The sequence below is a fragment of the Streptacidiphilus anmyonensis genome, from assembly GCF_000787855.1.
Classification (GTDB): domain Bacteria; phylum Actinomycetota; class Actinomycetes; order Streptomycetales; family Streptomycetaceae; genus Streptacidiphilus; species Streptacidiphilus anmyonensis.
The window spans coordinates 293227-319653 of the sequence record NZ_BBPQ01000001.1 but is presented as its reverse complement, the minus strand read 5'-3'; the positions used below and the strand labels follow the sequence as shown (position 1 = coordinate 319653).

21 protein-coding genes and 1 tRNA gene are annotated in these 26427 nt (G+C 72.3%); 15 read left to right on the top strand and 7 right to left on the bottom strand.

The genetic code is table 11. The features are described 5' to 3' along the window. Window positions 1–23: 23 nt before the first annotated feature. The 5 genes from moaC to TR50_RS01395 all read left to right on the top strand — a co-directional run bounded on the left by moaC (window position 24) and on the right by TR50_RS01395 (window position 3033). A complete protein-coding gene (gene moaC / locus TR50_RS01415) occupies window positions 24–512 on the top strand; it encodes a cyclic pyranopterin monophosphate synthase MoaC (RefSeq protein WP_042412720.1) in 489 nt (162 codons plus the stop codon). After that, window positions 512–1027 (top strand): MogA/MoaB family molybdenum cofactor biosynthesis protein, encoded by a 516-nt coding sequence (locus TR50_RS01410; protein ID WP_042412713.1) that lies wholly within the window; start codon window positions 512–514, stop codon window positions 1025–1027. The genes moaC and TR50_RS01410 overlap by 1 nt, the downstream gene beginning before the upstream one ends. 14 nt (window positions 1028–1041) lie before the next feature. Beyond that, window positions 1042–1656 carry a GNAT family N-acetyltransferase gene (locus TR50_RS01405; RefSeq protein WP_042412711.1) on the top strand — a complete coding sequence of 205 codons (615 nt, stop codon included), beginning with the start codon at window positions 1042–1044 and terminating at the stop codon, window positions 1654–1656. A gap of 78 nt (window positions 1657–1734) precedes the next feature. Beyond that, on the top strand, window positions 1735–2913 hold the full coding sequence (sepX, locus tag TR50_RS01400) for a divisome protein SepX/GlpR (protein ID WP_042412709.1): 1179 nt from the start codon (window positions 1735–1737) through the stop codon (window positions 2911–2913). A gap of 46 nt (window positions 2914–2959) precedes the next feature. Next, a tRNA-Ala gene (locus TR50_RS01395) sits at window positions 2960–3033 on the top strand. A gap of 227 nt (window positions 3034–3260) precedes the next feature. On the opposite strand, the gene TR50_RS01390 is transcribed toward TR50_RS01395, so the two are convergent. The 4 genes from TR50_RS01390 to TR50_RS01375 all read right to left on the bottom strand — a co-directional run bounded on the left by TR50_RS01390 (window position 3261) and on the right by TR50_RS01375 (window position 6124). Further along, window positions 3261–3836 carry an HAD domain-containing protein gene (locus tag TR50_RS01390; RefSeq protein WP_042413242.1) on the bottom strand — a complete coding sequence of 192 codons (576 nt, stop codon included), beginning with the start codon at window positions 3834–3836 and terminating at the stop codon, window positions 3261–3263. A gap of 5 nt (window positions 3837–3841) precedes the next feature. Then, window positions 3842–4717, bottom strand: coding sequence for a sulfurtransferase (locus TR50_RS01385; RefSeq protein ID WP_042412707.1), 876 nt, complete (start codon window positions 4715–4717; stop codon window positions 3842–3844). A gap of 80 nt (window positions 4718–4797) precedes the next feature. Further along, entirely contained in the window at window positions 4798–5208 is a 411-nt protein-coding gene (locus TR50_RS01380; RefSeq protein WP_042412705.1) for a RidA family protein, read from the bottom strand. 94 nt (window positions 5209–5302) lie between these two features. Beyond that, window positions 5303–6124: a maleylpyruvate isomerase family mycothiol-dependent enzyme gene (locus TR50_RS01375; RefSeq protein ID WP_042412703.1), complete on the bottom strand. Its 822-nt coding sequence runs from the start codon at window positions 6122–6124 to the stop codon at window positions 5303–5305. A 358-nt stretch (window positions 6125–6482) separates the two neighbouring features. On the opposite strand from TR50_RS01375, the gene TR50_RS01370 reads away from it, so the two are divergent. From TR50_RS01370 to rbsK, 5 genes are all read left to right on the top strand, one after another. Next, on the top strand, window positions 6483–7202 hold the full coding sequence (locus TR50_RS01370; RefSeq protein WP_042412702.1) for a response regulator transcription factor: 720 nt from the start codon (window positions 6483–6485) through the stop codon (window positions 7200–7202). Next, complete coding sequence (locus tag TR50_RS01365) at window positions 7199–8716, top strand: sensor histidine kinase (RefSeq protein WP_063774972.1); 1518 nt, start codon at window positions 7199–7201, stop codon at window positions 8714–8716. Before TR50_RS01370 ends, TR50_RS01365 begins: the two co-directional genes overlap by 4 nt. A 688-nt stretch (window positions 8717–9404) precedes the next feature. Then, a complete protein-coding gene (locus TR50_RS01360; RefSeq protein WP_084699623.1) occupies window positions 9405–10787 on the top strand; it encodes an FtsW/RodA/SpoVE family cell cycle protein in 1383 nt (460 codons plus the stop codon). A gap of 74 nt (window positions 10788–10861) precedes the next feature. Further along, window positions 10862–12328, top strand: a complete 1467-nt coding sequence (locus tag TR50_RS01355; RefSeq protein WP_042413237.1) for a penicillin-binding transpeptidase domain-containing protein — start codon at window positions 10862–10864, stop codon at window positions 12326–12328. A 149-nt stretch (window positions 12329–12477) separates the two neighbouring features. Continuing rightward, on the top strand, window positions 12478–13380 hold the full coding sequence (gene rbsK / locus TR50_RS01350; protein ID WP_042412700.1) for a ribokinase: 903 nt from the start codon (window positions 12478–12480) through the stop codon (window positions 13378–13380). 114 nt (window positions 13381–13494) lie between these two features. On the opposite strand, the gene TR50_RS01345 is transcribed toward rbsK, so the two are convergent. After that, window positions 13495–14844: a glycoside hydrolase family 18 protein gene (locus tag TR50_RS01345; RefSeq protein ID WP_042412698.1), complete on the bottom strand. Its 1350-nt coding sequence runs from the start codon at window positions 14842–14844 to the stop codon at window positions 13495–13497. A 503-nt stretch (window positions 14845–15347) separates the two neighbouring features. On the opposite strand from TR50_RS01345, the gene TR50_RS01340 reads away from it, so the two are divergent. From TR50_RS01340 to TR50_RS01325, 4 genes are all read left to right on the top strand, one after another. Next, complete coding sequence (locus TR50_RS01340) at window positions 15348–16928, top strand: sensor histidine kinase (RefSeq protein WP_152648191.1); 1581 nt, start codon at window positions 15348–15350, stop codon at window positions 16926–16928. A 23-nt stretch (window positions 16929–16951) separates the two neighbouring features. Next, window positions 16952–17776 carry a response regulator gene (locus TR50_RS01335; protein ID WP_269084774.1) on the top strand — a complete coding sequence of 275 codons (825 nt, stop codon included), beginning with the start codon at window positions 16952–16954 and terminating at the stop codon, window positions 17774–17776. Between the two features lie 298 nt (window positions 17777–18074). Continuing rightward, window positions 18075–19535, top strand: coding sequence for a glycosyltransferase 87 family protein (locus TR50_RS01330; RefSeq protein ID WP_152648190.1), 1461 nt, complete (start codon window positions 18075–18077; stop codon window positions 19533–19535). A 293-nt stretch (window positions 19536–19828) separates the two neighbouring features. After that, on the top strand, window positions 19829–21448 hold the full coding sequence (locus TR50_RS01325) for a N,N-dimethylformamidase beta subunit family domain-containing protein (RefSeq protein WP_439654189.1): 1620 nt from the start codon (window positions 19829–19831) through the stop codon (window positions 21446–21448). 33 nt (window positions 21449–21481) lie between these two features. Here the strand turns inward: TR50_RS01325 and TR50_RS01320 are convergent, their stop codons facing one another. Together TR50_RS01320 and TR50_RS01315 are read right to left on the bottom strand one after the other, a co-directional pair. After that, window positions 21482–23152 (bottom strand): penicillin-binding transpeptidase domain-containing protein, encoded by a 1671-nt coding sequence (locus TR50_RS01320; RefSeq protein ID WP_236654187.1) that lies wholly within the window; start codon window positions 23150–23152, stop codon window positions 21482–21484. A 198-nt stretch (window positions 23153–23350) separates the two neighbouring features. Further along, window positions 23351–25138, bottom strand: a complete 1788-nt coding sequence (locus TR50_RS01315; protein ID WP_236654186.1) for a dolichyl-phosphate-mannose--protein mannosyltransferase — start codon at window positions 25136–25138, stop codon at window positions 23351–23353. 248 nt (window positions 25139–25386) lie between these two features. On the opposite strand from TR50_RS01315, the gene rsmI reads away from it, so the two are divergent. Beyond that, on the top strand, window positions 25387–26232 hold the full coding sequence (rsmI, locus tag TR50_RS01310; RefSeq protein ID WP_042412696.1) for a 16S rRNA (cytidine(1402)-2'-O)-methyltransferase: 846 nt from the start codon (window positions 25387–25389) through the stop codon (window positions 26230–26232). The last annotated feature ends 195 nt before the right edge of the window (window positions 26233–26427 follow it).

Sequence of the window (26427 nt, the reverse complement as noted above, 5' to 3'; positions counted from 1 at the left end):
TCGACGCCTCGGGCGCGGCACGCATGGTCGACGTCTCCGAGAAGGCGACGACGGCGCGGACCGCTCGGGCCACCGGGCGCGTGCTGGTCTCGCCGCGTGTCGTGGAACTGCTCCGCGGAGAGGGCGTGCCGAAGGGGGACGCGCTGTCCGTCGCCCGGATCGCCGGGATCATGGGAGCCAAACGCACGCCCGACCTGATCCCGCTGTGCCACCCCATCGCCGTCTCCGGCGTGACGGTCGACCTCGTCGTGGCCGACGACGCCGTGGAGATCTCCGCCACCGTCCGCACCGCGGACCGCACGGGCGTCGAGATGGAGGCGCTCACCGCGGTCGCGGTCGCGGGTCTGACCGTGATCGACATGGTCAAGGCGGTCGACAAGGGCGCGAGGATCGACGCCGTTCAGGTGGAGGAGAAGACCGGCGGCAAGAGCGGTGACTGGCACCGTGCCGATCTCCCCGGTTCCCCGACCGCCGCCGAGCCCGCCCAGCACGAGCAGGGAGCGCAGTCGTGATGCGCGCGTTCGTCCTCACCGTCTCGAACCGGGCCCATGCCGGCGTCTACGAGGACCGGGGCGGCCCGATTCTGGCCTCCGGGCTCGCGGAGCTCGGCTGCATGGTCGTCGGGCCGGTCGTGGTGCCGGACGGCGATCCGGTGCTCGTGGCGCTGCGCAAGGCTGTCGCGGACGGCTACGACGTGGTGGTCACCACCGGCGGCACGGGTCTGACGCCGCTGGACCTCACGCCGGAGATGACGCAGCAGGTCATCACCCGGCCCGTGCCGGGCATCGCCGAGGCGATCCGCGCGTACGGGCGTGAGCACGGCGTGCCGACGGCTGCGCTCTCGCGCGGGCTGTCGGGGCTGGCCGGCAAGACCTTGATCATCAACTTGCCGGGCTCGCCCGGCGGGGTCAAAGACGGCCTTGCCGTCCTCGGGCCGCTGCTGGCCCACGCCGTCGACCAGGTCGGTGGCGGCGACCACGGGCTCCGGGCGCCGGAGGGCGTCGACGGGAGAGGGGGCCCGCACTGAACGCCTTCTGGCCGGTGGAACTGCGGGAGGGGCAGGTCGGGCTGCGCCCGATCAAGGTGCGCGACCAGCGAGCCTGGCAGGACGTCAGCCGCCGCAACCGGGATTGGCTGCGCCGCTGGGAGGCCACCGTGCCGCCGCCACCGCCCGGCCACCCGCAGAATCCGCGCCCGACCTACCGTCAGATGGTGCGCTTCCTGCGGTCGGAGGCGAATGCCGGGCGCATGCTGCCCTTCGTGGTGACGTACGAGGGGGAGCTCGTCGGACAGCTCACGGTGGGCGGCATCACCTGGGGATCGATGTGCTCGGCGAATATCGGTTACTGGGTCGATCAGGACCACGCCGGACGGGGAATCATCCCGGCGGCCGTAGCGCTCGCCACCGACTACTGCTTCCGCACGATGGGACTGCACCGGATCGAGGTCTGCATCCGTCCGGAGAATCTGCCGAGCCGTCGCGTGGTCGAGAAACTCCGCTTCCGGGAGGAGGGCCTTCGCCCACGCTATCTCCACATCGACGGAGGCTGGCGGGACCACCTCGTCTACGCGCTGACGGCGGACGAGGTGCCGGAGGGAATGCTCGCGCGGTGGCGCGGGAACAGTGGAATCCAGAGCCATCATCACCATAAATAGGTCGATATGAAGAAGATTCAGCGACACACCGCCCGAAATTGCCGCCGGGCCGTCCCTCACGCCCGTACGGTGTGAAGCGTGAGCAGTAGCGGCCTCATTTACGCGGTCATCGTCGGGGCCTGGGCCGCGTATCTGGTTCCCATGTGGCTCCGCCGTCAGGACGAGCTCAACGAGGCGCGGCCGACGGAGCGTTTCAGCACGGCGATCCGCCTGCTGTCCGGTCGTGCCGCCATGGAGCGGAAGATCTCCCGGCAGTTGGAGGAGACCCAGCCTCTCGCCGTGCCGACCCCGCTCCCGCGGTCCCAGCACGGCGCGGGCTCGGCCGCCCAGGCGGACCACACCGACCACACCGACCACATCGACGACACCGACCAGGCCCGCCCGGCCGACCGGCTGGACGGCCCCGTCGGGGCGCCGGGCTTCGCCGAATCCGCGGTTGCCACGGCCGCCCCGGCTCCCGCATCCGCTCCCGGTCCTGCCGCGCACCACAGTGGACCGTCGCCCGCTGTGGCCTCCCGGCGCCGGGCCGCGCTCCTGGCGAGGCGTCGGCGCATGGTGATCATCCTCTTCGCGGCGTTCACGGCCGGGATGGTGATCGCCGCGGTCGGCGGTATCGCGCTGCTGTGGATCCCGGCCGTCCCGGCCGTCCTGTTCTCCGTCTACATCGCGCAGATGCGCCGCCAGGAGCACCGTCGTTACGAGGTCAAGCTCGACCGCCGTCGCGCGGCGGAGGCCGCCCAGCGCGTGCGCCAGCAGGCGGCGGCGCGGCGCGAGGCCACGGCGGCCGCAGCAACGCAGGAGACGGGCCGGGAAGCGAGCCGGGAAGCGAGCCGGGGGGCCGCTGCGCCCGGGGCGGATGTCGTGTCCTCTGGCGCTGCCGAAGAGATCGGCCACTCCGGTGCGACCACATCGGGCACCGGGACGCTCGGTGCGAGCCGTACCGACTCCTGGGCGGACGACGACCGTCCCGAGCACGCCGGCTCGACGGCGCCGTCCACGGACCACGGAGACCAGGGTTGGGACCCCGTCCCGGTTCCGCTGCCGACCTACGTCACGGCCCCCGTCGCCCCCCGCGCCACACTCGGGCTGGACCTGTCCGCGCCGGACACCTACTCCTCGGCCCGCGCCCGGCAGACGCCGCCGCCCCAGCAGGGTCGGAAGGCTCAGACCCCCGCGCCCCGGCGTCCCGCCCCGAAGCCGGCCACTCCGCTCTTCGACCAGTACGCCGAGGACACCCCCCGCGCCGCCAACGAGTAACCCGTGCGCAAGCACCCCTCCGGACCTGCTAGAGTTTCTTCTCGTTGGGGCTGTGGCGCAGTCCGGTAGCGCACCTCGTTCGCATCGAGGGGGTCAGGGGTTCGAATCCCCTCAGCTCCACCCAACGCAGAGGCCCTGCCCGAGAAATCGGGCAGGGCCTCTGTCGTGTCGGCCACCGGTGACCGACACTCGCCGCCGTGGTCAGTGCGCGAGTGTGACGCGTGTCATAGGAGTGCGGCAAAGGCCTCGGAAGGCGCTGCGCGCCGCGGGGTGTGCTCCCGGGGCTGTCACCCTCGGTGTCCGCTGAGCCGGTTGACGGGCCGTCCGCCGCAGGTCGGCGTCAGCCATCAGCCCAGTTCCGCGGCCCACGCGGACAGGCTCGCGAAATCGTCGGCACCGAGCCCGCTTTCGGCGTCGACCCGGTGAAGCAGAGCCGGGCCTGCGTGGTGCCGAGCGACCCAGTCCCGGTCGGCCCGGGTGATCTCGTCGTCGACCCAGGCGAAGGGCCGTCCAGCCGCCCAGGCGACGATCTCGGACGTCTTCCAGCAGCCGCGCCCCCGTTGCACGGGTCGTGGCGTCTCCCAGGCGACGTAGGGGAGGTCGGGCAGGCCGAGGAGCGGTGAGATGAACTCGTTCGCCTCCGCCTCCCATGTCGTTGCCCAGATCAGTTGGAACGGGAGGCTGAGCAGTCGGGCACCGTGACCGGGGTTGAGCCAGACGGGCAGCGGCCTCGGCTCGCGGACGCGCGGAGAGGCCGCGATGCGGATCTCCTCCTGCGCGGCCCAGCTCGGCGGCATGAGGAAGTGCTCCCGATACCCGTCGGGTCGGTGGTCCGGCATGGCTTCGTAGGGATTGAGGGGTCCGTCGGCGTCGAGCATGAGCAGTGGGCGACCCTGCGACGGATTCGGGGACGGTGATGCCATGGCGTTCATGCGACCGGGAGGCCGGAGGGAAGGCCCCATTCGCTCCAGGAGCCGTCGTAGACGGCGAGCTGGCGGTAGCCGGCCACGGTGGCGGCGAGGGCGAGGACGCAGGCGGTGACGCCCGAGCCGCAGCTGAACAGCAGACGCTTCGGCTCGGCGGTCGCCGCCGGGGCGGAGGCTGCCGCACCCAGCGCCTCGACGAAGCGGGCTCGCAGAGCGTCCCGGGGGAGGAGGAACCCGCAGTCGTCCTGGACAGCGGTGAAGGGGAGGTTGACGGCGCCGGGCATGTGTCCGCTGCGCAGGCCGGGGCGCGGCTCGGGGGCCGACCCGTGGAAGCGGTCCGCCGCGCGGGCGTCCAGGACGGCGGCCGTCGGGTCGGCGAGCGCGGCGAGCACCGCGGAACTGTCGACGATCATCCCCGGGCGGGGGCGTGCGACGAAGTTCCCCGGCGCAGCCGGGCCCGGGGCGCCCTCCTGCTGAGGCAGCCCGGCCGACGTCCAGGCGGGCAGGCCGCCGTCGAGCACGGCCACGCGGTCGAAGCCCATGGCTCGCAGCATCCACCAGCCGCGTGCCGCCGAGTAGAGACCGGCGTTGTCGTAGAACACGACCGTGCCGGTCTCGTTCAGGCCGAGCCGCCGCATCTCGTGTTGGAACTGCTCGGGCCCCGGCATGGTGTGCGCCAGCGGGCTGTCCGAGGCCGAGAGCGGGCCGTCCAGGTCGAAGGCTCGGGCACCAGGTATCGCGGCGACCTCGCGACGGTGCGCTCCGACGCCGGCGTCGAGCACCAGCAGCTCCGGCGTGCCCAGATGCCGGGCCAGCCAGGCGGTGTCGACGACGGGGCCGGGCACGGCGAGAGGAGCGGCAGCTTCGTCGGGGGTCACGGTGCAACGCCTTTCCGGACGGAGCCGCCCGTTGACGCCCGTCGCTTCCAGGGGCTCCGGCCCACTGGCCGGGGATGAGGTCACCCGGACACTACCGCCAGCGCGTCGATCTCCACTCGGAATTCCGGGTGGACCAGAGCCGCGACCTGGACCAGGGAGCAGGCCGGCGGGCGGCCGGTGTCCACGAACTCGTCGCGCACGGTCCGGAAGACGGGCAGGTCGGCCAGGTCGGTGAGGAAGACCGTGAGCTTGGCGACGTCGCCCCAACCCGCGCCGGCCGCGGCCAGTGCGGCCCCGAGGTTCGTGAACACCTGCCGTATCTGGGCCTGCGGGTCCGCCGGTTCGCCGTCGGGGCCGGGGCAGCCGACCAGCGCGCCGCTCGCGTCGAGGGGCACCTGGCCGGAGACGGCCACGAGCGTGCCGGTCGCCACGACCGCGTGGCTGTAGCCGTTGACCGGAGGAAGACCTGCGGGCCGGAGGTGGTGCTGCATGGGTGCGTCGACCTCTTCTCGTGTTGCGGGCGCCCACGGTCGGCGGGCGTCACCGGTGCGGCGACCGGAGGTGCCGCAGCACATGATCACTTGATCACTCCGAGGGCTGCCAGGCCCGCAGCAAGGTGAGGACCTCGCGGTCCCCCTCGATGTCGAGCGACTCCATCGGCATGCGCCCGTACAGGGCCAGCACGAGTTCACTCGCGGTGCCGTGCGCGGTCACCGTCGCGACGGGGTGGGCGGGGGTGGTGTCGGTCACAGCCGCCCCGGGGAGCGACCGGGCGCGGGAGCCCTCCGAGGTCAGCTCCAGCAGCCAGCCCCGCCCTTCCGCCGCGCGCAGCACGACGACCGCGGCCGGGTTCGGCCACGGCCCTGCCGCGCCGCATCCGACGCGCAGGAACTCGTCGATCGCGTCGAGCGCCTCCTCGGTCGGCAGGGACACGGGGCGGCCGACGGCCAGTTGCGCGTCGTAGGTGTGGACGAGCGCCTCGGCGACCTGGTGTGGGGCGACCGGCCCGGCGGTCTGCGCCGCGTCGGACGCGCCCCACCATGTCCAGCACCCGCGATCGGGACCGGCCGCCCGGAGGGCGGACAGCAGTTCCTCCGTGCTCGCCTGGGACCAGGCCGGCAGCGCCTCGGCGCCGAGCCCCTCGGGGGCGAGGAAGTCCTCCTCGGGGAGGGGCGTGTCGGCCGGCCCGGCCGTGACCATGGCGGCCCAGAACCGGTGCACCATCCCGAGGTGCACGACCAGGTCGCCCAGCGTCCACTCGGGGCAGCTGGGCACCTTGGCGGCGAGCGGAGCATCGAGCGAGCCGCCCGCCGTGAGGGGCGTGAGGGCCGTGAGCGCCGCGCGAAATGCGGCGGACCGCTCCTCGATGCGGCGGAGGTTCTGTTCGAATTCAGGGGTGGTCGTCATGCTGACTGTGTATCACCAGCCTCGGACAGAAGGCCTCCTGTTGGGGGAAACTCCGCCAAGCCGGCGCGTGCCGCGTCGCACCAGAATCGAACAAGCGCGAAGGGGAGCCGTGATGACCTGCACTCCGCTACCGGGAGAGTGAATCCGTCGCGGAAGTCTGGCCGGAGGCCCGACGCGGGACTAGCGTCGTCTCCCAGCAGGGTCCGCCTCGAAGCGGCGGAGACGGGTCCCGCAGGGGGTGGGCAGGCCGAGCCCGGGATGCCCTCGGGGCCTGACGAGGATGTGCCGGGCGGCGTCCGGGGCGTTGCGGCACAAGGTCTCTTACCGGTTCCTCATGTCGTCGTGGAGAATCGATGTCGTGACGCCGACTGTGCTGCTGGCTGAGGACGACCGAGCCATCCGTGATTCCCTGGACCGCCTGCTTACCCTGGAGGGGTATCAGGTGACTCCAGTGTCCGACGGTATCGAGGCGCTGGCCTCCGTCCACAAGCAACGCCCGGACGTGTTGGTCCTGGACGTGATGATGCCCGGAATCGACGGGCTCGCCGTCTGCCGGGTGCTGCGGGCCGAGGGCGACAACGTGCCGATCCTGATGCTGACGGCGCGGGTGGAGACCTCCGACCGGGTGGCCGGGCTGGACGCCGGGGCGGACGACTACATGCTCAAGCCCTTCGAGGCCGAGGAGCTGTTGGCGCGGCTGCGTGCGCTGCTGCGGCGTGCCGCGGTGCCCGCGGTCACGGCGGACGTGGTGGAGGTCGAGTCCGTCACGGCCGGGCACGACCTGATCGAGGTCGACGACCTGCGCATCGACTCGACCGCGCGCAGGGTCTGGCGTGCCGGGGAGGAGATCCAGCTCTCCCGCACCGAGTACGACCTGCTGGAGCTGCTGGCGCGCAACGCGGGGATCGTGCTGGACCACAGCACGGTTTACGACCGGATCTGGGGTTACGACTTCGGGCCGGGCTCGAAGAACCTGGCGGTCTACATCGGCTACCTGCGCCGCAAGCTGGACACCCCGGGCCGCACCCCGCTCATCCACACCGTCCGAGGCGTCGGCTACACGCTGCGAGAGCCGTGAGTCGCCTCCGGGCCAACATAGGCCTCAGGCTCCGGTTCGCCATCGCCTTCGCCGGGCTCGCGGCGCTGGTCACCGTGCTCGTCGGCGGGCTCGGCTACACCTCGGCCGCGTCCCTGATCCGGCAGGACCGGGCCAAGGACTTCCAGACCTCGCTCAGCACACTGGTCGCCGACGCGCAGACCCTGGACCTCAACGCCCACGACTTCATCTCCACGCCGGCGAGCCAGGACCACCTGGTGGACCAGCTGACCCACTCCGGAGACATCGGGCTCCAGGTCCTCGGACCGGACGGCAAGGTCCTGCAGTACGCCAACAAGCAGAACAGCGAGATGGACCCGCTGCCCACGGCTGCGGAGGACAGGCATCTGGCCCGCAGCGAGACGGCGGGCAAGACCGGCAACGTCACCGAGCTGACCGGTGGCGACCGCTACCGCGTGGTGACCGTGTCCCTGGGCGGGGGACGCGGCGCGGTGATGCTCTCGGAGCGGCTCAGCGCCACCGACGACCTGCTGGGCTCGCTGATGGTGCGGATCGCGCTGACGGCGGGGGCTGTGATGGTCGCGGCCGGCGCCGCGGGCTGGTGGGTGGCGGGGCGGATCACCCGGCGCCTGGTCCGGCTGACGGCCACCGCCGAGCAGGTCTCGGCCACCGGTGAGCTGGCCCTGGACGTGCCGCAGCGCGGCCGGGACGAGATCGGCCGACTGGCGCGTGCTTTCGACGACATGCTCGGCCGGCTCGCGCGGTCCAAGGAGGACCAGCGCCGCCTGGTCCAGGACGCGGGCCATGAACTGCGCACCCCGTTGACCTCGCTGCGCACCAACATCGCCGCCCTGCGCCGGATGGACCGGCTCTCCCCGGCCTCGCGCAGTGCGCTGCTGGACGATCTGGAGACCGAGACGCGTGAGCTGACGGTCCTGGTCAACGAGTTGGTGGAGCTGGCGAACGACCGACGCAGCACCGAGGAGCCGACCCGGACGGAGCTCGACGAGCTGGCCGAGCGCGTGGCCGATCTGACCCGCCGCCGCACCGGCCGGGAGATCGTGGTCGAGGCCGATCCGGTGGTGGCCGTGGTCCGGCCGCAGGCGTTGCAGCGCGCGCTGACGAACCTGGTGGAGAACGCGGCCAAGTTCTCCACCGGGCCCGAGGAGATCCGGGTGGTGGTCCGGGCCGGCCGGATCACCGTGCTCGACCGTGGCCCAGGGCTCGCGTCGGAGGATCTCGACCGCATCTTCGACCGCTTCTACCGGGCGACGGCCGCCCGCAGCCTGCCCGGCTCCGGCCTGGGGTTGTCGATCGTGCGCGATGTCGCCGAGGAGCACGGCGGGGAGGTCTTCGCCCGCAACCGTGTCGGCGGCGGCGCGGAGATCGGATTCACCCTGGAGTCCGACCCGGAGTACGCGGCCCCGGGTGCTCGCACGGAGGGTGCGGGTCTGCCGCAGCGGCAGGTGGCCGTGTCCACGCAGCGGATCCGACACGCTGAGAACAAATCGGACAAATTCGGAGCCTCTCGGTAGATTCCCTCGTGACCGACGTCTCGAGGAGACTCGAAGGGAACCTCCATGAGCAACCTCATCGCCGTTGCGAGCTCGACCGGGGAGGCGCACCTCCGCGAGGCGGTCGCCATCGTGCGCGCGGGTGCGGCCCACGCCGCCTGACCCCGGTCGGTCCCGGAACGCGCGGCCGCGGCGCGCGCCCCGGCGATCGCGGGGCAGCGGGACGCCGGCGTCCGTGGCTGCCGCGCCGACGGAAGCCGGGATCTCCAGCCTGCCCGGAGCCGGAGCCGGAGCCGGAGCCGGAGCCGGAGCCGGAGCCGGAGCCGGAGCCGGAGCCGGAGCCGGAGCCGGCACGGGCGCGGGGGCGCGTGCGCGTGCCGGAGTCGGAGCCCGGTCCTTGGCCGGCGGGGGTGGTCCGGACGCCGTCGGTGCGAGCGGCCGGGACCAGGGCCGACGCGCCGGAGGCGGGTTCGACCCGGTGGTGGGTCGCGCTCCGGGCGGGGCTGGTGCCGTTGAGCCCGGTGCGGTCAGCCCGGGGGCCGCCGGCTCAGGGGCCGTCGGTTCGGGCGCCTTCGGGTCCGGGGCGGCGACAGGCGGGACGGTGCGAGCGCAGCAGCCCGAGCCGCCGAGCGGGCGCCGGGTCGAGCTGTTTCTGCTCGTCCTCGCCGTCGCGATCGCCGTGTACGGGTACGTGGACGTCGGGTCCGACATGGACGGAAAGGTGCCGTCGGACACCTTGCGCTACGGCCTCGGCCTAGGAGCGCTCGCATTGCTCGCGCACCTGGCCGTACGCCGGTGGGCGCGCTACGCCGACCCCCTGCTGCTGCCCATCGCGGTCCTGCTCAACGGTCTCGGGCTGGTGGTCATCTACCGCCTCGACCGCTCCACCCCGAACGACAGCACCGCGCCGACCCAGTTGGTCTGGTCGATGGTCGGCGTCGGCCTGTTCATCGCCGTCGTCGTGCTGCTCCGCGACTATCGCGTGCTGCAGCGCTACGCCTACGTGGTGGCCTTGACCACGCTGCTGCTGATGATCGTTCCGGCCTTCCTGCCCGCGGTCTACGGGGCCAAGATCTGGATCAAGATCGGCCCTCTCTCGTTCCAACCCGGTGAGATCGCCAAGATCGCGCTGGCGATCTTCTTCGCCTCCTACCTGGCCCAGCATCGCGACGCCCTGGCGCTGACCGGACGTCGGATCTGGCGGCTGGAGCTGCCGCGCGGCCGCAATCTCGGCCCGATTGTGCTGATCTGGCTGGTCGGTGCCGCGATCCTCTTCCTGGAGCAGGACCTGGGCACCCTGCTGATCTTCTTCGGCCTCTTCGTGGTCATGCTCTATGTGGCGACGGCCCGGACGGGCTGGATCGCGGTGGGTTTGGTCCTGGTCGGCGTCGCGGTCGTGCCGGTGGCCCTGTGGGAGCCCCACGTCCATGTCCGTTTCCTCGACTGGCTCGATCCGATGCGCACCATTCGGCTCGGGCAGGGGCCCAGTCAACTCGCCGAGTCCCTGTTCGCCTTCGCGGCCGGCGGCCTGCTCGGCACCGGCCTCGGGCTCGGCCACTCCTACCTGATCGGCTTCGCGATGAAGTCGGACTGGATCCTGGCCACCTTCGGCGAGGAGATCGGGCTGGTCGGCCTGGCCGCCCTGTTCCTCCTCTACGCCATCGTCGTGGTCCGCGGCTACCGGATCGGCCGCGAGCTCCGCGACCCCTTCGGGCGTCTGCTGGCCATCGGACTCGCCTCCCTGCTGGCACTCCAGGTCTTCGTGGTGGCGGGCGGGGTCACCGATCTGATCCCGTTGACCGGAATGACCATGCCGTTCCTGGCCCAGGGCGGCTCCTCGCTGGTGACGAACTGGATCCTGATCGCCCTGCTGGTGAAGCTGGGCGACGCCGCACGACGCCCCCGCCTACCAGTCCCGCAGTTGCTCACGCCGCCCCCGGGCTCTGACGCGGACTCGGCGGCCCGCGGCGAATCGGGCCCGGATGAGGGGGAACCGGGTGAGGGGGTGCCGGGCGAGGGGGTGCCGGGCGAGGGGACACCGGCCGACGAAGATCCGGGCGGCGAGGAGACCCAGGCGGTGCCGCGCCCGTGAACCGGAGGACCGCGCGGAACCAGGGCGGCCCGGCCCAGCGGCCCGGGCCGCCTCGCGGCGCGGTGCGGCTCTCCCTGAGCCGCACCGGCCGCCGCGCCGGGCTCTTCTGCCTGGCCCTGATCCTGCTCCTGCTGGCCAACGCCACGCGGCTGCAGGTCTTCCAGGGCAAGTCGCTCAACGAGAACGCGGCGAACCAACGCACCGTCATCGCCCGCTACAGCCAGCCCCGGGGGAACATCCTGGTAGCGGGAGAGGCCGTCACCGGCTCCAAGAAGACCGGCGGCACTCTCGCCTACCAGCGGACCTACACCGACGGCGCGTTCTACGCGCCGGTCACCGGATTCTCCTCGCAGACCTACGGGAACACCCTCATCGAGGGCGTCGAGGACCGGATCCTCACCGGTCAGGACAGCCGTCTGTCGACGAACCCGGTCTGGGACGCGATCTCGCGTGCCCCGGTGCCGGGCGGAAACGTGTTCACGACGATCAATCCGAGGGTGCAGCGCGCCGCGTTTCAGGGGCTCGGCGGCAAACGCGGCGCGGTCGCCGCCATCGAACCGGCGACAGGGCGGATCCTGGCCCTGGCCAGCGCCCCGTCGTACGACCCGAACGGCATCACCGGCACCGGACCGGCCACGGTCGCCGACTGGACGCGGCTGAACGCGGACTCCACGCAGCCGATGCTGAACCGCGCCCTGCGGCAGACCTATCCGCCGGGCTCGACCTTCAAGGTGGTGACGCTCGCGGCAGCCCTGCAGTACGGGCTCTACAGCGGGATCGACGTCCCGACGAACTCGCCGGATCCGTACACGCCCAAGGACACCGACCATGCGATCACCAACGAGTCGGCGAGCGACGCGTGCACGAACGCGACGCTGGCCTACGCGCTCCAGGTGTCGTGCAACACCGTCTTCGGCAAGGTCGGCGTGGACGTCGGCGCGCAGAACATGGTGCGGATGGCGGAGGCGTTCGGCTTCAATCAGTCGCTCCAGACGATCCCGGTGGCCGTGGCCAGGAGCAACTTCGACACCGACCTGACCAGCCAGGCCCTTCTCGCGCTCTCCTCCATCGGCCAGTACGACACCGCGGCCACGCCGTTGGAGATGGCCGAGGTCGCGGCCGCTGTGGCCAACAACGGGACGCTGATGCAGCCCCGGCTGCTGGACAAGGTGACCCGCAGCGACGGCGCCACCGTGCAGAGCTTCGGGAACAGGAGTTTCAGCCGGCCCTTCTCGGCGGGCGTCGCCGCGCAGATCCAGCAGGCGATGGTGGGTGTGGTCGACAGCGGGACGGGGACCAGCGCGCAGATCCCCGGGGTCGTCGTCGGCGGGAAGACCGGGACGGCCCAGAACGGCGTCGGGAACAGCGGTGTCCCCTACGCCTGGTTCATCTCCTACGCGAAGCCCAGCGCCACGGCCGTCTCGCCGGTCGCGGTCGCCGTGGTGATCGAGGACAGCGACGCCAACCGGGCCGACGTCAGCGGCGGCGGTCTGGCGGCTCCGATCGCGAAGGCCGTCATGCAGGCCGTGCTGTCGGGGTGAGAGGTCCCGGTGTCCGAGTCCCGGCGTCGGAGTCCCTGCGTCGCAGTGCCGGACTCCTCTCCCATCCCCGGGGGGCGCATGACTGCCCACGGTCAGAAGAGTCGGGGGTGGACGGGTTGTGCGGGGCATCCAGGGCCTAGGGTGGCTGCATGCCGAAGATCGCTGTCGTCGGAAGCATCAACCTCGACCTGGTGGTGCCGGTGCCCAGGCACCCGCGGCCGGGGGAGACCGTGCTGGGCGGCGACCTCGCCGAGCACCCGGGGGGCAAGGGCGCGAACCAGGCGGTGGCCGCGGCGAGGCTCGGCGCGTCCGTGGCGATGCTGGGCCGCGTCGGGGCCGACGACGCAGGCACCCGACTGCGGCGCGTGCTGGACCTGGAGGGCGTGGACACCACCCGGGTCCTGGCGGTCGACGGGCTTCCGACGGGTCGGGCGCTGATCGCCGTGGATCACACCACCGGCGAGAACTCGATCATCGTCAGTCCGGGTGCGAACACCGCTCTCTCTCCGGAGCACTGCGCCTCGGAGGGAGCACTGCTCCGTGACGCGACCGTCACTCTCCTGCAGCACGAGGTGCCGCCGGAGACCGTCGCCGCGGCGGCACGGCTGGCGGGCGGAACGGTTCTGCTGAACCCTGCGCCGGCCCGCAAGCTGACCCTCGATCTGCTCCACATGGTCGACATCCTGGTCCCGAACCGCGAGGAGCTGGCGAGCCTGGTCGGTCACCGCCTTCCCGACCTGCACGCGGTCGCCGACGCGGCACGTCAGTTGCGCGGACCCGGGGCCGTCGTGGTGACCCTGGGCGCGGAGGGCGCGCTGCTCTGCGAGGATGGGGCGGTCGTCTTCGTCCCGCCCCATCCGGTCACACCCCTCGACACCACCGCGGCGGGCGACGCCTTCTGCGGCGCCCTGGCCTGCGGTCTGATCGACGGTCACGGTCTGCACGAGGCCGTCCGCCGCGCGAACGTCGCCGCCGCGCTCAGCACGATGCTGGCGGGGGCTCAGCCCTCCCTGCCGACCCGCGCGGAAGTCGCCCAGGCGCTCGGGGAGTGAACGGGCACTCGCGCCTGCGCGGCGCGGACCAGCCGGACGCCGATCCGCGCCGCGCACGATCGTGACGTCCCGTGGACGTCGTGAGCGCCGCCTCCGAGACGAGGCGGCAGGACGTCAGCCGTCCTGGCCGGTGCCGAGCGCGGCGCCCAGTGCGGCTGTCAGGCTGCCGTCGGCGGTGTCGCCGTCCATCGACCACACGAAGGTGCCGCGCAGCCCCTGCTCCCGGATGTACTGGCCCTTGTACCAGAGGGAGAGCGGGTTGTCGTAGGTGTAGAAGGTGCCGCTGGCCTGGTCGTACTTGTACGGCTCCTTGGCGATCGGGTCCCAGTAGGTCTTCCCCGGCGCGGTGACGACCTGGTTGTAGTCGGGCGTACCGCCGCCCGCGGTGGCCGGCTGGAAGAGTCCGTCGCCGTGCGGGCCGGGCGCGACGCCCGTCCAGGTGTGGGCGTAGTAGGGGATGGCGAGGCCGATCTTGCCGGGCTGCACTCCGTGCTGCTCGTAGTACCGCACGGCCTGGTCGATGCTGTACTGGTTGTCCGCCGGGTTCGGGTCGCGCGGGTCCTGGTGGAGCGCGGAGGCGAAGTCGGTGGGGCCGGTGGCCTCCCAGCTGCCGTGGTAGTCGAAGGTCATGACGTTGAACCAGTCCACGACCTTGGCGAGCTGCGGCAGTTGCAGCTTGGCGGCGGCGGTGGGGTTGGCGGAGGTGTTGGCGGTGAGCAGGTAGCGCTCGCCGCTCGCATGGCCGGCGGCGTCGAGCTGGTGACGGAACTCCTGCATCAGCGAGGTGAAGTCGGGCGTGTCCTGCGGGCCGTAGGGGTTGCCGTTGCCGGGCAGGCCCGGGTACTCCCAGTCGACGGCGAAGCCGTCGAAGATGCCTGCGGCTGCGCCCGCCGGGAGACCGGGGATGTCGCCCTTCAGGTACTGGTCGACGCAGGAGGCCACGAACTTCTGCCTCGACGCGGCGGTGGCCGCGAGCTGCGAGAACTGACCGGACCAGGACCAGCCGCCGATGGACATCACGATCTTCAGGTGCGGATAGCGCGCTTTGAGTTCACGCAGCTGGTTGAAGTTGCCCATCAGCGCCTGCCCGGCGGCGTCGGCCTGCCCGTTCACGGATTCGGAGGCGGCGAAGGGGCGCTGGTAGTCGGCCCAACTGTCGCCGCTCGAGCACAGGCCGTCGGCGGAGACGTCGCTGAACGCGTAGTCCAGTTCGGTGAGGTGGCTGATCTCTCCGCTGCTGATCAGGTTCTTCTCGAAGTTGCCGGAGTAGATGCCCCACTGGGTGAAGTAGCCGATGAGCTGCTTCTGGGAGCGGCCCTGGTCACCCCCGACGCCGGACGCGTGGGCGGCGGCGTGGGCGGGCGTGGTGCCGATCAGCGCGGCGGCGCAGGCGGCCGTCGCCGCGGCGACGGCGGCGCGACGAACGGCCACGGAACGAAAGGCGGCACGACGGTTCGCTGGCATGGACTCTCCTCGACGGGATGCCTCGAAGCAGAAGGGGCGCCCTGTGCGCACACGTCGGGTGGCGGCACGGGAGCGCGGGGCGCGGGGGCGCGGCAGCGCGGGACTGAGCGTCGGAGCGTTCATTGGCGTAGACCAATGAGAGGGAAGGTATAGGCCAATCTGCCGGGGGGTCAATGGCTGTACTGCCTCGGTGCGGCGGGCCGTCCGGCCGCCCGGTGCGAGCCCACCAGGAGGAGCGAACCAAGCCCCGAACCAAGCCCGGAACCGAGCGCGATCCGGGCAGCTGTCCAGCCGCGATCCGGGCCGCTGTCCTCGACTCCCCGGAGGCGATCCCGGTGCGACGGCAGGCGGGGACGACGAGCCGGGAGACACACGAGCGGGTGAGGACAGCCGGAAGACGGGTGAAGACCGGTGGAAGGCAGGCGTCCGAAACCCGCCCGGTCGCAATGCCAGGCTGTGCCCCGGATGTCCGCGGCCTGGGAGCGGATTACGCTGGCTCCGTCATGGGGAGCGCACTGCGGAACGCTGTGGGTCGCGCGTGGGGGCGGGGTCGCCGCGTCGCGCGGCTGCTCGGGGATGCCGCCTGGGCGGCGCCGGACCGGCATGTGCCGTTCGCGCCGCAGCTCGGGCGCACGACGCGGCTGGCGCTGGGCCTGACGGGGCTCGTGGCCGTGCTCGTGCTGGCGGCCAGCGCGGACCAGCAGCTGGTGGAGCTCGTACCCAGCAGCCTGGCCTGGGCGCTGGCGGCGCTGCAGGCGCTGCCGCTGCTGCTCGTCGTCTCACGGCCGCTGGCCGCCTGGCGACTCAGCGCACTCGGGTTGACGCTGGCGACCTTCGCCGAGGTCGGGCACGCGCCGACGCCGTTCTGGCCGTGGCCTGTCAGCTCGTGCATCGCGTTCGTGGTCCTGGTGTTCGTGACCGCCCAGCGGTACGGCCGGGACATCGCCATCGGCGTCGACCTGCTCACGGCCGGGGCCGTGCTGTTGCCGGCCCTGCTGCTGGTCGACCTGCCGCCGGTGGTGCTGGGCGTCGCCGTCGTCGCGGTGACGCTGGTGCTGGTCCTCGGCGAGTCGATTCACTCGCGGCTCGAGGCGGAACGGCATCTGGAGCAGGCCGAGCAGCAGCGCCGGGCCGGGCTTGCGCGGCAGGCGGTCCTGGAGGAGCGCAGCCGGATCGCCCGGGAACTGCACGACGTGGTCGCACACCACATGTCGATGATCGCCATCCAGGCCGAGGCCGCCCCCTACAAGGAGCCCGGGCTGCCCGAGCAGACCCGGCGGACCTTCACGGCGATCCGGGAGGCGTCCACCACCGCTCTGACGGAGATGCGCCGCGTCATCGGTCTGCTGCGCGAGGAGGACGAGGGGGCGGAGCGCGCGCCCCAGCCCGGCATCGACGGAATCCCGGACATGGTCCGGGCCGCGCGCGGGGCCGGCATGCAGGTGGACCTGACGCTGACCGGCGGCCCGGACCGGGTGCCGTCGGTCGTCGATGTGTCCGTGTACCGCATCGTCCAGGAGGCCCTGAGCAACGCCGGTCGTCACGCGCCGGGCGCCCACGTGGCCATCGAGGTGGAGCGTTCCTCCGGCGGCGTGCGGATCGAGGTGATCGACGACGGTGGGCCGGGCGGCAGTCGCGCGCCGTTGCCGCCGGGGGGCAACGGCGGCCACGGGCTGACGGGCATGCGTGAGCGCGCCGCGCTGCTCGGCGGGACTCTGCGCGCCGGCCGCCGCCGGGGCGGCGGCTTCACGGTGACGGCGTGGCTGCCGACGGACGGTCCTCGGGTGCGGACGCGCGACGAGCATGGAGAATCGAGCACGAACGGCATCACCGTCGGCGACATCGGCATCACCGCCGTCGGTGTCGGCGTGGACCACACCGCCGCCGAGGGCGAGAGCTCGGACGGAAACAGCAGGAACGGAACCGGCGGACCGGCCGGGGTCGATCTCGCCGGCACGGGACACCCCGGCGGCGGCCTCGACGCGCTGGGCGGTCACCTCGACGTGGAGATGGGCGACGGGCACGTGAACGGACAGCGGGACGGGCACGCCGGTGAACGGCCGAACGGACAGGGGGAACGGTGACTCAGGCGGTGGAGCCCGCGGACATGGCGCAGCCCGACGGCACGACGGCGTCCGCGCCGGACGTGCGTCCGGGTGTGCACGTGGGCATGCACACGGGCATGCACGCAGGTATGCATGCGGGCGTGCACGGGGACGTGCAGGCGGAGACGCGGCAGAACGTGCAGCGGGACGTGCGGGACGCGCAGGAGACGATCCGCGTGCTCCTGGTCGACGACCAGGAGATGGTCCGCGACGGGCTCGGTGCGCTGCTGTCGAGCGCGCCCGATATCGAGCTGGTCGGTGAGGCGGGCGACGGGGTCAAGGCCGTCCACCTGGCCCGGGAGCTCTCCCCCGACGTGGTCGTCATGGACGTCCGGATGCCCGGCATGGACGGGCTCACGGCGACAGGTGCGATCGTGGACGCGGGCGGCGAGCAGGGGCCGCGCGTTCTCATCCTGACCACCTTCGACCTCGACGAATACGTGTACGAGGCGCTGGCGCGCGGGGCCAGCGGGTTCCTGCTCAAGGACGCCCCCGCACGCGATCTCATCAACGCTGTCCGGGTCATCGCGGCCGGTCAGGCGCTGCTCGCGCCCTCGGTGACGCGTCGTCTCATCGCGGACGTGGCCCGCCGCCGACGCGCCGGCAACCTGCGGCCCGAGGCGGTCGCGAGCCTGACGGCACGCGAGCTGGACGTGCTGCGGCAAGTGGCGCGCGGGCTGTCGAACTCCGAGATCGCCGACGAACTGGTGCTGTCGGAGCAGACCATCAAGACCCACGTCGGCCGGATCCTCGCCAAGCTGGAGCTGCGGGACCGCACCCAGGCGGTCGTGTTCGCCTACGAGCACGGCCTCGCGGGCGGGGAGTGACGTCCGCGTGGTCGAGCCTGTGAACCGCTGAGTGCGGCTCGACGGGCCGAGGGCCGAGGGGCTTTTCGCTGTTCCGCCGACGCCGCGGGGTTGTTCCGCCGACGCTGACGCGCCCGACGGTGACGCGCAGGGGGAGGTGAACCGCCGTTCGGGTGGCGCCCGGATGGCGGTTGTGCACAGGCGGAACGGTTCGTCACCCAGCGTGCCCGCGCGTGCGTGTGCCCCCTACCCGGGAAGGATGGGTGAACAACCCTGTGGTGTGACGACAGGCCGGGCCGGGTCTTCCTAATGTGGCAGCGTGACGACGACTCATGCCCGTTCCGGGGAGACACGGCGAGCCGCCGCGCGTCTGCTGCTGCCGCGTCAGCGGGTGCGGCAGTTCGGTGCAGGGCTTCGGTGGACCGGCGCCGCGGGGGCCTACAGCCGCGCCCCCTGGGTGCTGGGAGCCCTGGTCTGCGCCGGGTGGGCCTTCGCGTTCCCACTGATCTCGAACCTCGCCTCGCAGCGCGCCTGGGGTTGGTCGGCGGGCGTCGGGTACGTGCTGGCCGCGCTGGTCGCCGCCCTGCTTCCGCACGGTCGGTCGGCCGGCGCCGCCCGACCGATCCGCGCCGCGGTGGCGATCGCCTTGCTGGGCGGGGTCGTGGTGCCGCTCGTGCTGCTGCTGGTGCTCGGCCAGGCGCAGTCCGAGGTCTTCGTGGTGCAGCAGTCGGCCGTCCGGTTGGTGCACACCGGCAGCCCGTACCTGCCGCACCCGGCCAACTGGACGGGCTACACGCCGTATCTGCCCGGCATGGCGCTGTTCGGCTTCCCGCACCTGGTGCTCCCCGCCGTCCTCGGTGACGCGCGGATCTGGTTCCTGCTGGCCTTCCTGGTCTGCCTCGTCCTGGCCTGGCGGATCCTGCGCGGCGGGCCGCTGGCGGTGCCGTTCGCGGCCGTCGTCGCCTCGCCGCTGGTCGCGCTGCCCGCGGCCGTCAGCGGGGTGGACCTGCCGATGATCGGCGGTTGCATCCTGGCACTGGCGCTCGCCGGACGCGGGAACGCGGCGCGGGCCGGGGTGGTGCTGGGGCTGGTCTGCGCGCTCAAGTGGACGGCGTGGCCGGCCGTGCCGGTCGCGCTGCTGCTGCTCCTGCAGGTGGGCGGGCGCAAGACGGCGCTGCGCGGGCTGGTGTGGACGGGGCTGGTCGGCGGCGCGCTGGTGCTGCCGTTCGCGCTGGCCTTCCCGCAGGCCATGCTGGAGCAGGTGGTCCGCTTCCCGCTGGGGCTGTCGAAGGTGCGGACGCCTGCGGGCAGCCCGCTGCCGGGACACATCCTCGCCCAGATGGGCCCCTACGGGAGGACGGCTTCGCTGGTCCTGTTCGGGCTGAGCGGTCTGCTCGTCTGCGTCTGGCTGGTGGTCCGGCCGCCCCGCGACGCGCGCGCGGCCTGCGACCGGCTGGCGCTCGGCGTGGCGCTCGCCTTCCTGCTGGCCCCGGCGGGACGCTTCGGCTACCTCCAGTTGCCCGTGCTGCTCGTGCTGTGGCCGCGCCTGGCGGTACGGACCCGACGACCCGACGGCGGGCCGGTCCTGGTGGCGACGAGCGAGGACCAACGGCGCGAGGTCGGCGCGGTTCACAGCGCGGCGCCACTGCCAGGCGTACACGCCTCCGCCTCTGCTCACGGCATGGCAGAGTCCGATGACTCGGTTCACAGCCGGGATGCGGTGCACGCGCTCGCAGCGGTTCGCTCCGATCGCACGGCGAGTGCCGCCTCCCGGTCGTAGCACCGCGTCGCCGCACCATCACACCCTGCCTTTCACGTCGCTGCCGTCGCACCGATGCCACGCCCCGTCTGATGCGGCCTCCGGCAGCCCCGCCGCTGCCTTGACGCCCGAGTGGCCGTGTCGCCCCGTGCGCGTAATGTCGTTCGGTGACGACCCGAGGCTGAGTGTCGGCTGGGAGGAGGGCGGGGCGGGTGGAACGGGGCACGGAGACCGGTGCGGGCATAGGCACGGACAACGGCACGGGCAATGCCATGAACAAGGGCGCGGACAAGGGCGCCGACAGGGGCTCGGACATGGCCCCGGACATGGCCCCGGAGGCGGACGACGGGTCGGTTCCGGGCGCCGGAACGGGACGGGGGCTGACGCGGCGTGGCGTGCTGGGGGCGGCAGCCGTCGCGGGGGCGGTCGTCGGGGTGGCGGGGCTGAGCGGCTGCGGCTCGGGCGATGCGACCGCTCGCTCCGCGCACGGGAGACAGCGCACCGCCCAGGCGAGCGGACCCGTGCCGACGGGCGTGCAGTCGGCCGCCACCCTCGCCGAGAACGCCAAGCCCGGATCCGCGGACTGGCGGATCGCCAGACTCGGTGCGCCCGACGCCATCGAGGGCTACACCGACAAGGCGTCGGCCAGGCCCGGAGAGCCCGTCGCCCTGAGCGTGTCGACGACCGCGTCGGGGTTCACCGTCTCCGCCTACCGCGTCGGCTGGTACGGGGGCGCACAGGCCCGCCTGGTGTGGCGGTCGGCGCGCATGCCCGGCAAGCGCCAGGCCGCGCCCGTGATCGAGCCCGCCACCCGGACGGTCAAGGCGGGCTGGAAGCCCTCGCTCACGCTGGACACCCGCGACTGGCCCGAGGGCGCCTACCTGCTGCGGCTCGACGCCGTGAACGGCAGTCAGCGCTGGGTGCCCCTGGTGCTGCGTTCACAGGACGCGCACGGGCGGGTCCTGGTCATGCACGGCACGGCGACGTGGCAGGCGTACAACACGTGGGGCGGCACCAGCCTCTACCAGGGCGTGAACGGCAGCTACGGCAGTCGCGCCCTCAAGGTCTCCTTCGACCGCCCGTACACGGACGAGGGCGCGGAGAAGTTCCTCGTCTACGAGCGGGCCCTGGTCGTCCTGGCCGAACGTCTCGGGCTGCCGCTGGCCTACACCACGGGGATCGACGTGCACACCGACCCGTCGATCCTCGGCGGCGCGACGGCCGTGCTCTGCCTCGGGCACGACGAGTACTGGACGCCGCAGCAGCGGCAGTCCGTCACCAAGGCCCGCGACGCGGGCACGAACATCGCCTTCCTCGGCGCGAACACCTGCTTCCGCCGGATCCGCGTGGAGGACGACGGCCGCACCGTGGTCTGCTACAAGACCGACTACCGCGACGACCCCGCCTACATGCTGGACCGCGCGCTCACCACCACCGACTTCCGCTCCGGTCCGGCCGCCGACCCGGAGTCGTCCATGACCGGCGTCCTCTACGAGGGCTACCCGACCGACGCGCCCTACGTCGTGCACAGCCCCGACCACTGGCTGTTCGAAGGCACGGGCGTCCGCGCCGGCGACTCCTTCGACCACCTCGTCGGCGTCGAGTACGACCGGGTCACGCCCGGAGCGCCGACGCCGCGGCCGATCGAGATCCTGGCCCACTCGCCGTTGGTCTGCAACGGCGACCACAGCCATTCCGACACGGCCTACTACACCGCGCGCAGCGGCGCCGGGGTCTTCGCCTCGGGCACCATGCGCTGGGTCGAGGGTCTGATGGCGGGCGGTCACGACGACGGCGGCGACCACGGTATGGACGCCCGCACGGCTGCCTTCGTCACCAAGGTGACGGAGAACCTGCTGAACGCCTTCGCCCTGGGGCCGGCCGAGAACCACCGGCCGGCGCCCAAGGACAACGTCCAGGCCGTCTACGGCTGAAACGAGCCGCCCGAGGGGAGCCGGGCGACGTTCTCAGGAGCCGGTCGCCTGCAGCAGCTCGCGCACGACGTAGCCCGCGGTCCCCGCCCCCGAGCTGCCGCCGAGCACGACGGACGACACGGCGATGTCGTCGTTGTACGCGGTCATCCAGCCGTCCGTGCCGTTGTTCGGGGTCTCCGCGGTGCCGGTCTTGGCGCCGACGGCGCCGGACAGGTTGCCGAGGACCGGGTTCGCGGTGCCGTAGGGCTGCCGGACCACGGCGCGCATCATCTCCTGCAAGTACCTGTCGGTCGTGGGGGAGAGGGACGAGGGGGCGGGCGCCTGCTGCTGGTCGGGCAGCAGGATCGGCTGTTTGAACGAGCCGTGCTGCACGGTGGCCGCGACGGAGGCCATCACCAGCGGGCTCAGCGTGACCTTGCCCTGGCCGATGAACTGGGCCGGGTTGTCGCCGAGTTGCTCGTCGGTCGGCACGCTCGGGTCCGTCGTCTGGACGCCGCCGCCGATGTGCCAGTCGCCGAAGCCAAAGACGTTCGTGGCCTCGTTGGCCAGGGCGGGCGAGGGCTGGCCGTGCTGGACCAGCTTGTCGAACGCGGCCCAGATGAAGCCGGTGTTGCAGGAGCGTGCGAAGTCCTCCATGAGCGTGGCCTGCGGGAGGTTGGGCACGTCCGCCTCGTTGTGGAACGTCTCCGACTCGGCGGGCTGTGTCGTCAGGCAGGGCGCGGTGGAGTTCGGCGTCATCCCGGCCTGGTCGAACAGCGCGGCCGAGGTGAGGATCTTCATCGAGGAGCCGGGCGGTTGCGTCGTGTTGATCGCGATGTCGCCGTCCGCGCCGCTGTAGGCGATCGCGAGGATGTGCCCGTCCGAGGGGCGGACGACGACCACTCCGGCGCTCTTCCCTCCCACCTGAGGGAGCTTCACCGCGCGCTCGGCCGCGGCCTGGAGCTTGGCGTCGATGGTGGTCTTGATCGTCGCCGCTTTCGGCTGGGTGAAGACCTTGGCCGCGGCGACACCGGAGCCCGAGCCGTCGACCACCTCGACGCCGGTGCCGCTCGCTCCACCGGCGGCCGTGCCGTTCTGGGCGATCGTCGAGAGGATCCCCTGCAGGGAGGGGAACTGGGCGCCGGTGAGCGTGGCGCCGTTCTGGTCCGTGACGGTCGTGGACGCGGCGCTGGTCGTGACCGGCCCCGCCTGCAGCGACTGGCCGGCGGCCAGCGACGGGTACAGCACCGACGGGGCCCAGCGGACCGCCGTCTTGCCGTTGCTGCTCTGCACCACGTCGAGCGAGCCCTTGTAGGTCCATGTACCGCCCTTGACCTGCGCGGTGACGTCGAAGCCGACGGTCTCCGCCGCACCGCCCTGCGAGGAGGCCCCGGTCGTGGTGATGTGGGAGAAGGAGACGCTCGTCAGACCGAGGCCGTCGTGGAACTTCTGCAGCGCCGCCGCGGTGGTCAGCGGGGAGTCCGAGGCCTTGCCCGCGTCCGCGTAGTGCTCGGGCCCCGCCTGCCACGCCTGGAGGAAGGCGGTGGCCTGCTGCTGCGCGGCCGTGCTGGTGGGCGGCGCGGTCGACAGGTCCGACGCGTTGAACGTCGCCGGGCCGCCCGGTGAGCCGAGCAGCGCGTTTCCCACGTTGAACGCGGCGTACCCGCCTCCCGCCAGCATGGCTGCCACCACTGTGGCGACGGCGATCTTCGCTCCCTTGTGCACGGCCCCGTTCCCCCCTGTCCTTCGTGACGGTGCGTCCGTGGCCCTTGTGGCCTGTGCCGACCTCTGTGCACCGTCGGCTGTCGCGGGGATGGTACGTGTGCGTTCACAGTCAAGGAAGGCGAATCGGGGAAACCGTTATCCGTCCGCATTCAGCTGACGGACCGCCAATTCCGATGAAGCCGTCGGATCCGTCGGATCTCAGATCCAGGAGGGCCACCACATTCGGGCGCGCCAATCGTCGACCGGAATGACCTGGGCGTCGTAGAGCGGGAGGAAATACAGGAAATTGGCCATGATCGCGAGGACGAGCATGCCCGCTCCGATCGCACCGAGCAGTCGGCGGTCGCCGCGGGCGCGGGCATGGCCCAACATGGCGCCGATCATGAAGGCGACGGCGAGGGCGAGGTAGGGCTCGAAGTCGATCGTGTAGAAGAGGAAGATCGTCCGCTGCTGCCACTGGAACCAGGGCAGGTACCCGGCCGCCACGGCGACGCAGATCGCGGCGGCGCGCCAGTCACGCCGGAAGAACCACCGGTACAGGCAGTACAGCAGCGCGAACGTCGCCGTCCACCACAGCAGCGGCGTGCCGATGCCGAGCACCTCGCTGGAGCACTGCGCCGCGGTGCAGCCGCTCTTCCCCAGTGTCGGCGACTCGTAGTAGAAGGACACCGGCCGCGCGTTGACCAGCCAGCTCCAGGGGTTGGACATGTAGGTGTGCGGGGTGTGCAGGTTGGTGTTGAAGTCCCAGATCTCCGAGTGGTAGTGCCACAGGCTGCGCAGCGCCTCGGGCACCCACGTCATGTCGAACTGCGGCAGGTGGTGCAGCGGCCCGATGGAGTCCGGGGACAGGCCCTTGCGGCCCGCGGCCCAGTTGCGGTCGTAGCCGCCGGAGGTGGCCAGCCAGCCGGACCAGGAGCCGATGTAGGTCAGCAGCGCCACGACGACCATCGACACGACCGCCCACGGCGCGTCGTGGAGGGCGGCCGTCAGGTAGGGACGGCGCGCGCCGGCGGCCTTGCGGGCGGTCGCGTCCCAGACCACCGTCATGATGCCGAACAGCGCCAGGAACCACAGGCCGTTCCACTTGGTCGCGCAGTCGAGTCCGAGGCAGACGCCCGCGAGGATCCGGTAGGGCCGCCAGCCGAGCCGGGCCGAGGTCGCCAGCTCGTCGTTCGGCGGCGCGTCGGGGTTGTCGACGGTCGCTCCGACCAGGTCGGCGAGGCGCGCGCGGCTGCGGTCGCGGTCGATCAGCAGCAGGCCGAAGGCGCACAGGGCCCAGAACATCACCATCTGGTCCAGCAGCCCGGTGCGGCTCATCACGTAGTGCATGCCGTCCACGGCCAGCAGCAGCCCGGCGAGGCAGCCCAGCAGCGTGGAGCGGAACAGCCGGCGGCCGATGCGACAGACGATCAGCACGGCGAGGACGCCCAGCAGCGCGACCATGAAGCGCCAGCCGAACGGGTTCAGGCCGAAGAGCTCCTCGCCGATCCCGATCACCCACTTGCCGGCCGGCGGGTGCGCGATGAACTCGGGGCCGGTGGGCGTGGGGATGTGCTGCGGCGTCTGCATGATGAGCGTGTTGGCGTTGTCCGGCCAGTTGCGCTCGTAGCCGTAGTGCCAGATGGACCAGGAGTCCTTGGCGTAGTACGTCTCGTCGAAGATGATCGCGTTCGGGGTGCCGAGCTTCCAGAACGTCATCACGGCGGCGAACCCGGTGAGGACCAGCGGCCCGAGCCAGCCCGCCCAGCGGCAGGCGATCTGCCACAGCCGCGCCGGGACGTGCAGGCCGAGCCGCGCCAGCACCGGCGAGGGCGCGCCGGTCGGCACGCCGGGCCCGTCCGGCATCGGCGGCACCAGTCGCCCCCGCAGCGACGTCCGCTCGCCCGGCCGGTACCCGTACCGCGTGAGTCTGCGCGCCCACGGCGAGGGCGGCGTCGTCCCCTGCGCGGTGGCGGCGGTCAGCGTGTCCGTCCTGTCTTCATGCACGCGAGCATCGTAGGGGCCGATCCTGTCCAGACCAGAGGATCCACGGGATCTTCGGCACACGGAGACATTTCGCCCGGCCGGTTCCCACGCGCTCCGAGGCCGCCGCGTTCCCGCTTCGGGCTCCGGAGGCAGGGGCGGAGGCTCGGCCGGACTGGCTGCCGGACTGGCTGCCGGGCCGGCCGGGCAGTCCGCCGGGGCGGCGGGGTGAGCGGCGGGGGACAGGGTCGAGCGGGTGGGAGGATGGGCGGGTGACAGGTCTACTCGTGCTGGCTGGAACCCCCATCGGTGACGTCGAGGACGCGCCGCCGAGGCTGGCGAAGGAGCTCGCCGAGGCCGACGTCGTCGCCGCGGAGGACACGCGGCGGCTGCGGCGTCTCGCGCAGGCGCTGGACGTGGCGCCGACCGGGCGGATCGTCTCCTACTTCGAGGGCAACGAGGTCGGCCGCACACCCGAGCTGGTCGAGGCCCTGCGCGGCGGCGCCCGCGTGCTGCTGGTGACCGACGCCGGGATGCCGTCCGTCTCCGACCCGGGCTACCGCCTCGTCGCCGCCGCCGTCGAGGCGGGTGTGCGGATCACCGCCGTGCCGGGGCCCTCCGCGGTGCTGACGGCGCTCGCGCTGTCGGGGCTGCCGGTGGACCGTTTCTGCTTCGAGGGCTTCCTGCCCCGCAAGGGCGGTGAGCGCGCCGCCCGCCTTCGGGAGCTGGGCGCCGAGCCGCGGACCATGGTGTTCTTCGAGTCACCGCACCGGATCGAGGAGTCGCTCAAGGCGATGGCCGAGGCCTTCGGCGCGGAGCGCGACGCGGCCGTCTGCCGGGAGCTGACCAAGACCTACGAGGAGGTCAAGCGCGGGGGTCTCGGCGAGCTCGCCGCCTGGGCGGCGGACGGGGTGCGCGGCGAGATCACCGTCGTGGTCGCGGGCGCGCCCGCCGCCGCGCCGACGGCGGTGGACGCCGCCGAGCTGGCCCGGCGGGTCGCTCTGCGCGTGGACGCCGGCGAGCACCGCAAGGAGGCGATCGCCGCCGTCGCCGTCGAGGCGGGGCTGCCCAAGCGGGAGGTCTTCGACGCCGTCGTGGCGGCGAAGTCGGCTTCCTGAGGCGCTTCTGACCTGCGTTGTTGCACCTCTTCTGACGGATTCCGGCTCTGCTTACCTTTCCCCCGAACGTGGCGTACGGTGTCGGAATAGGCAAATAGCGGACAAAGAAGCGCCCTCGCAATCCCCACGCGAGGTCTCGGGGACGCCAAGAAGAGCCAACTCTCCCCAAAGAAAGCCCGTGACACTGCGGATCGC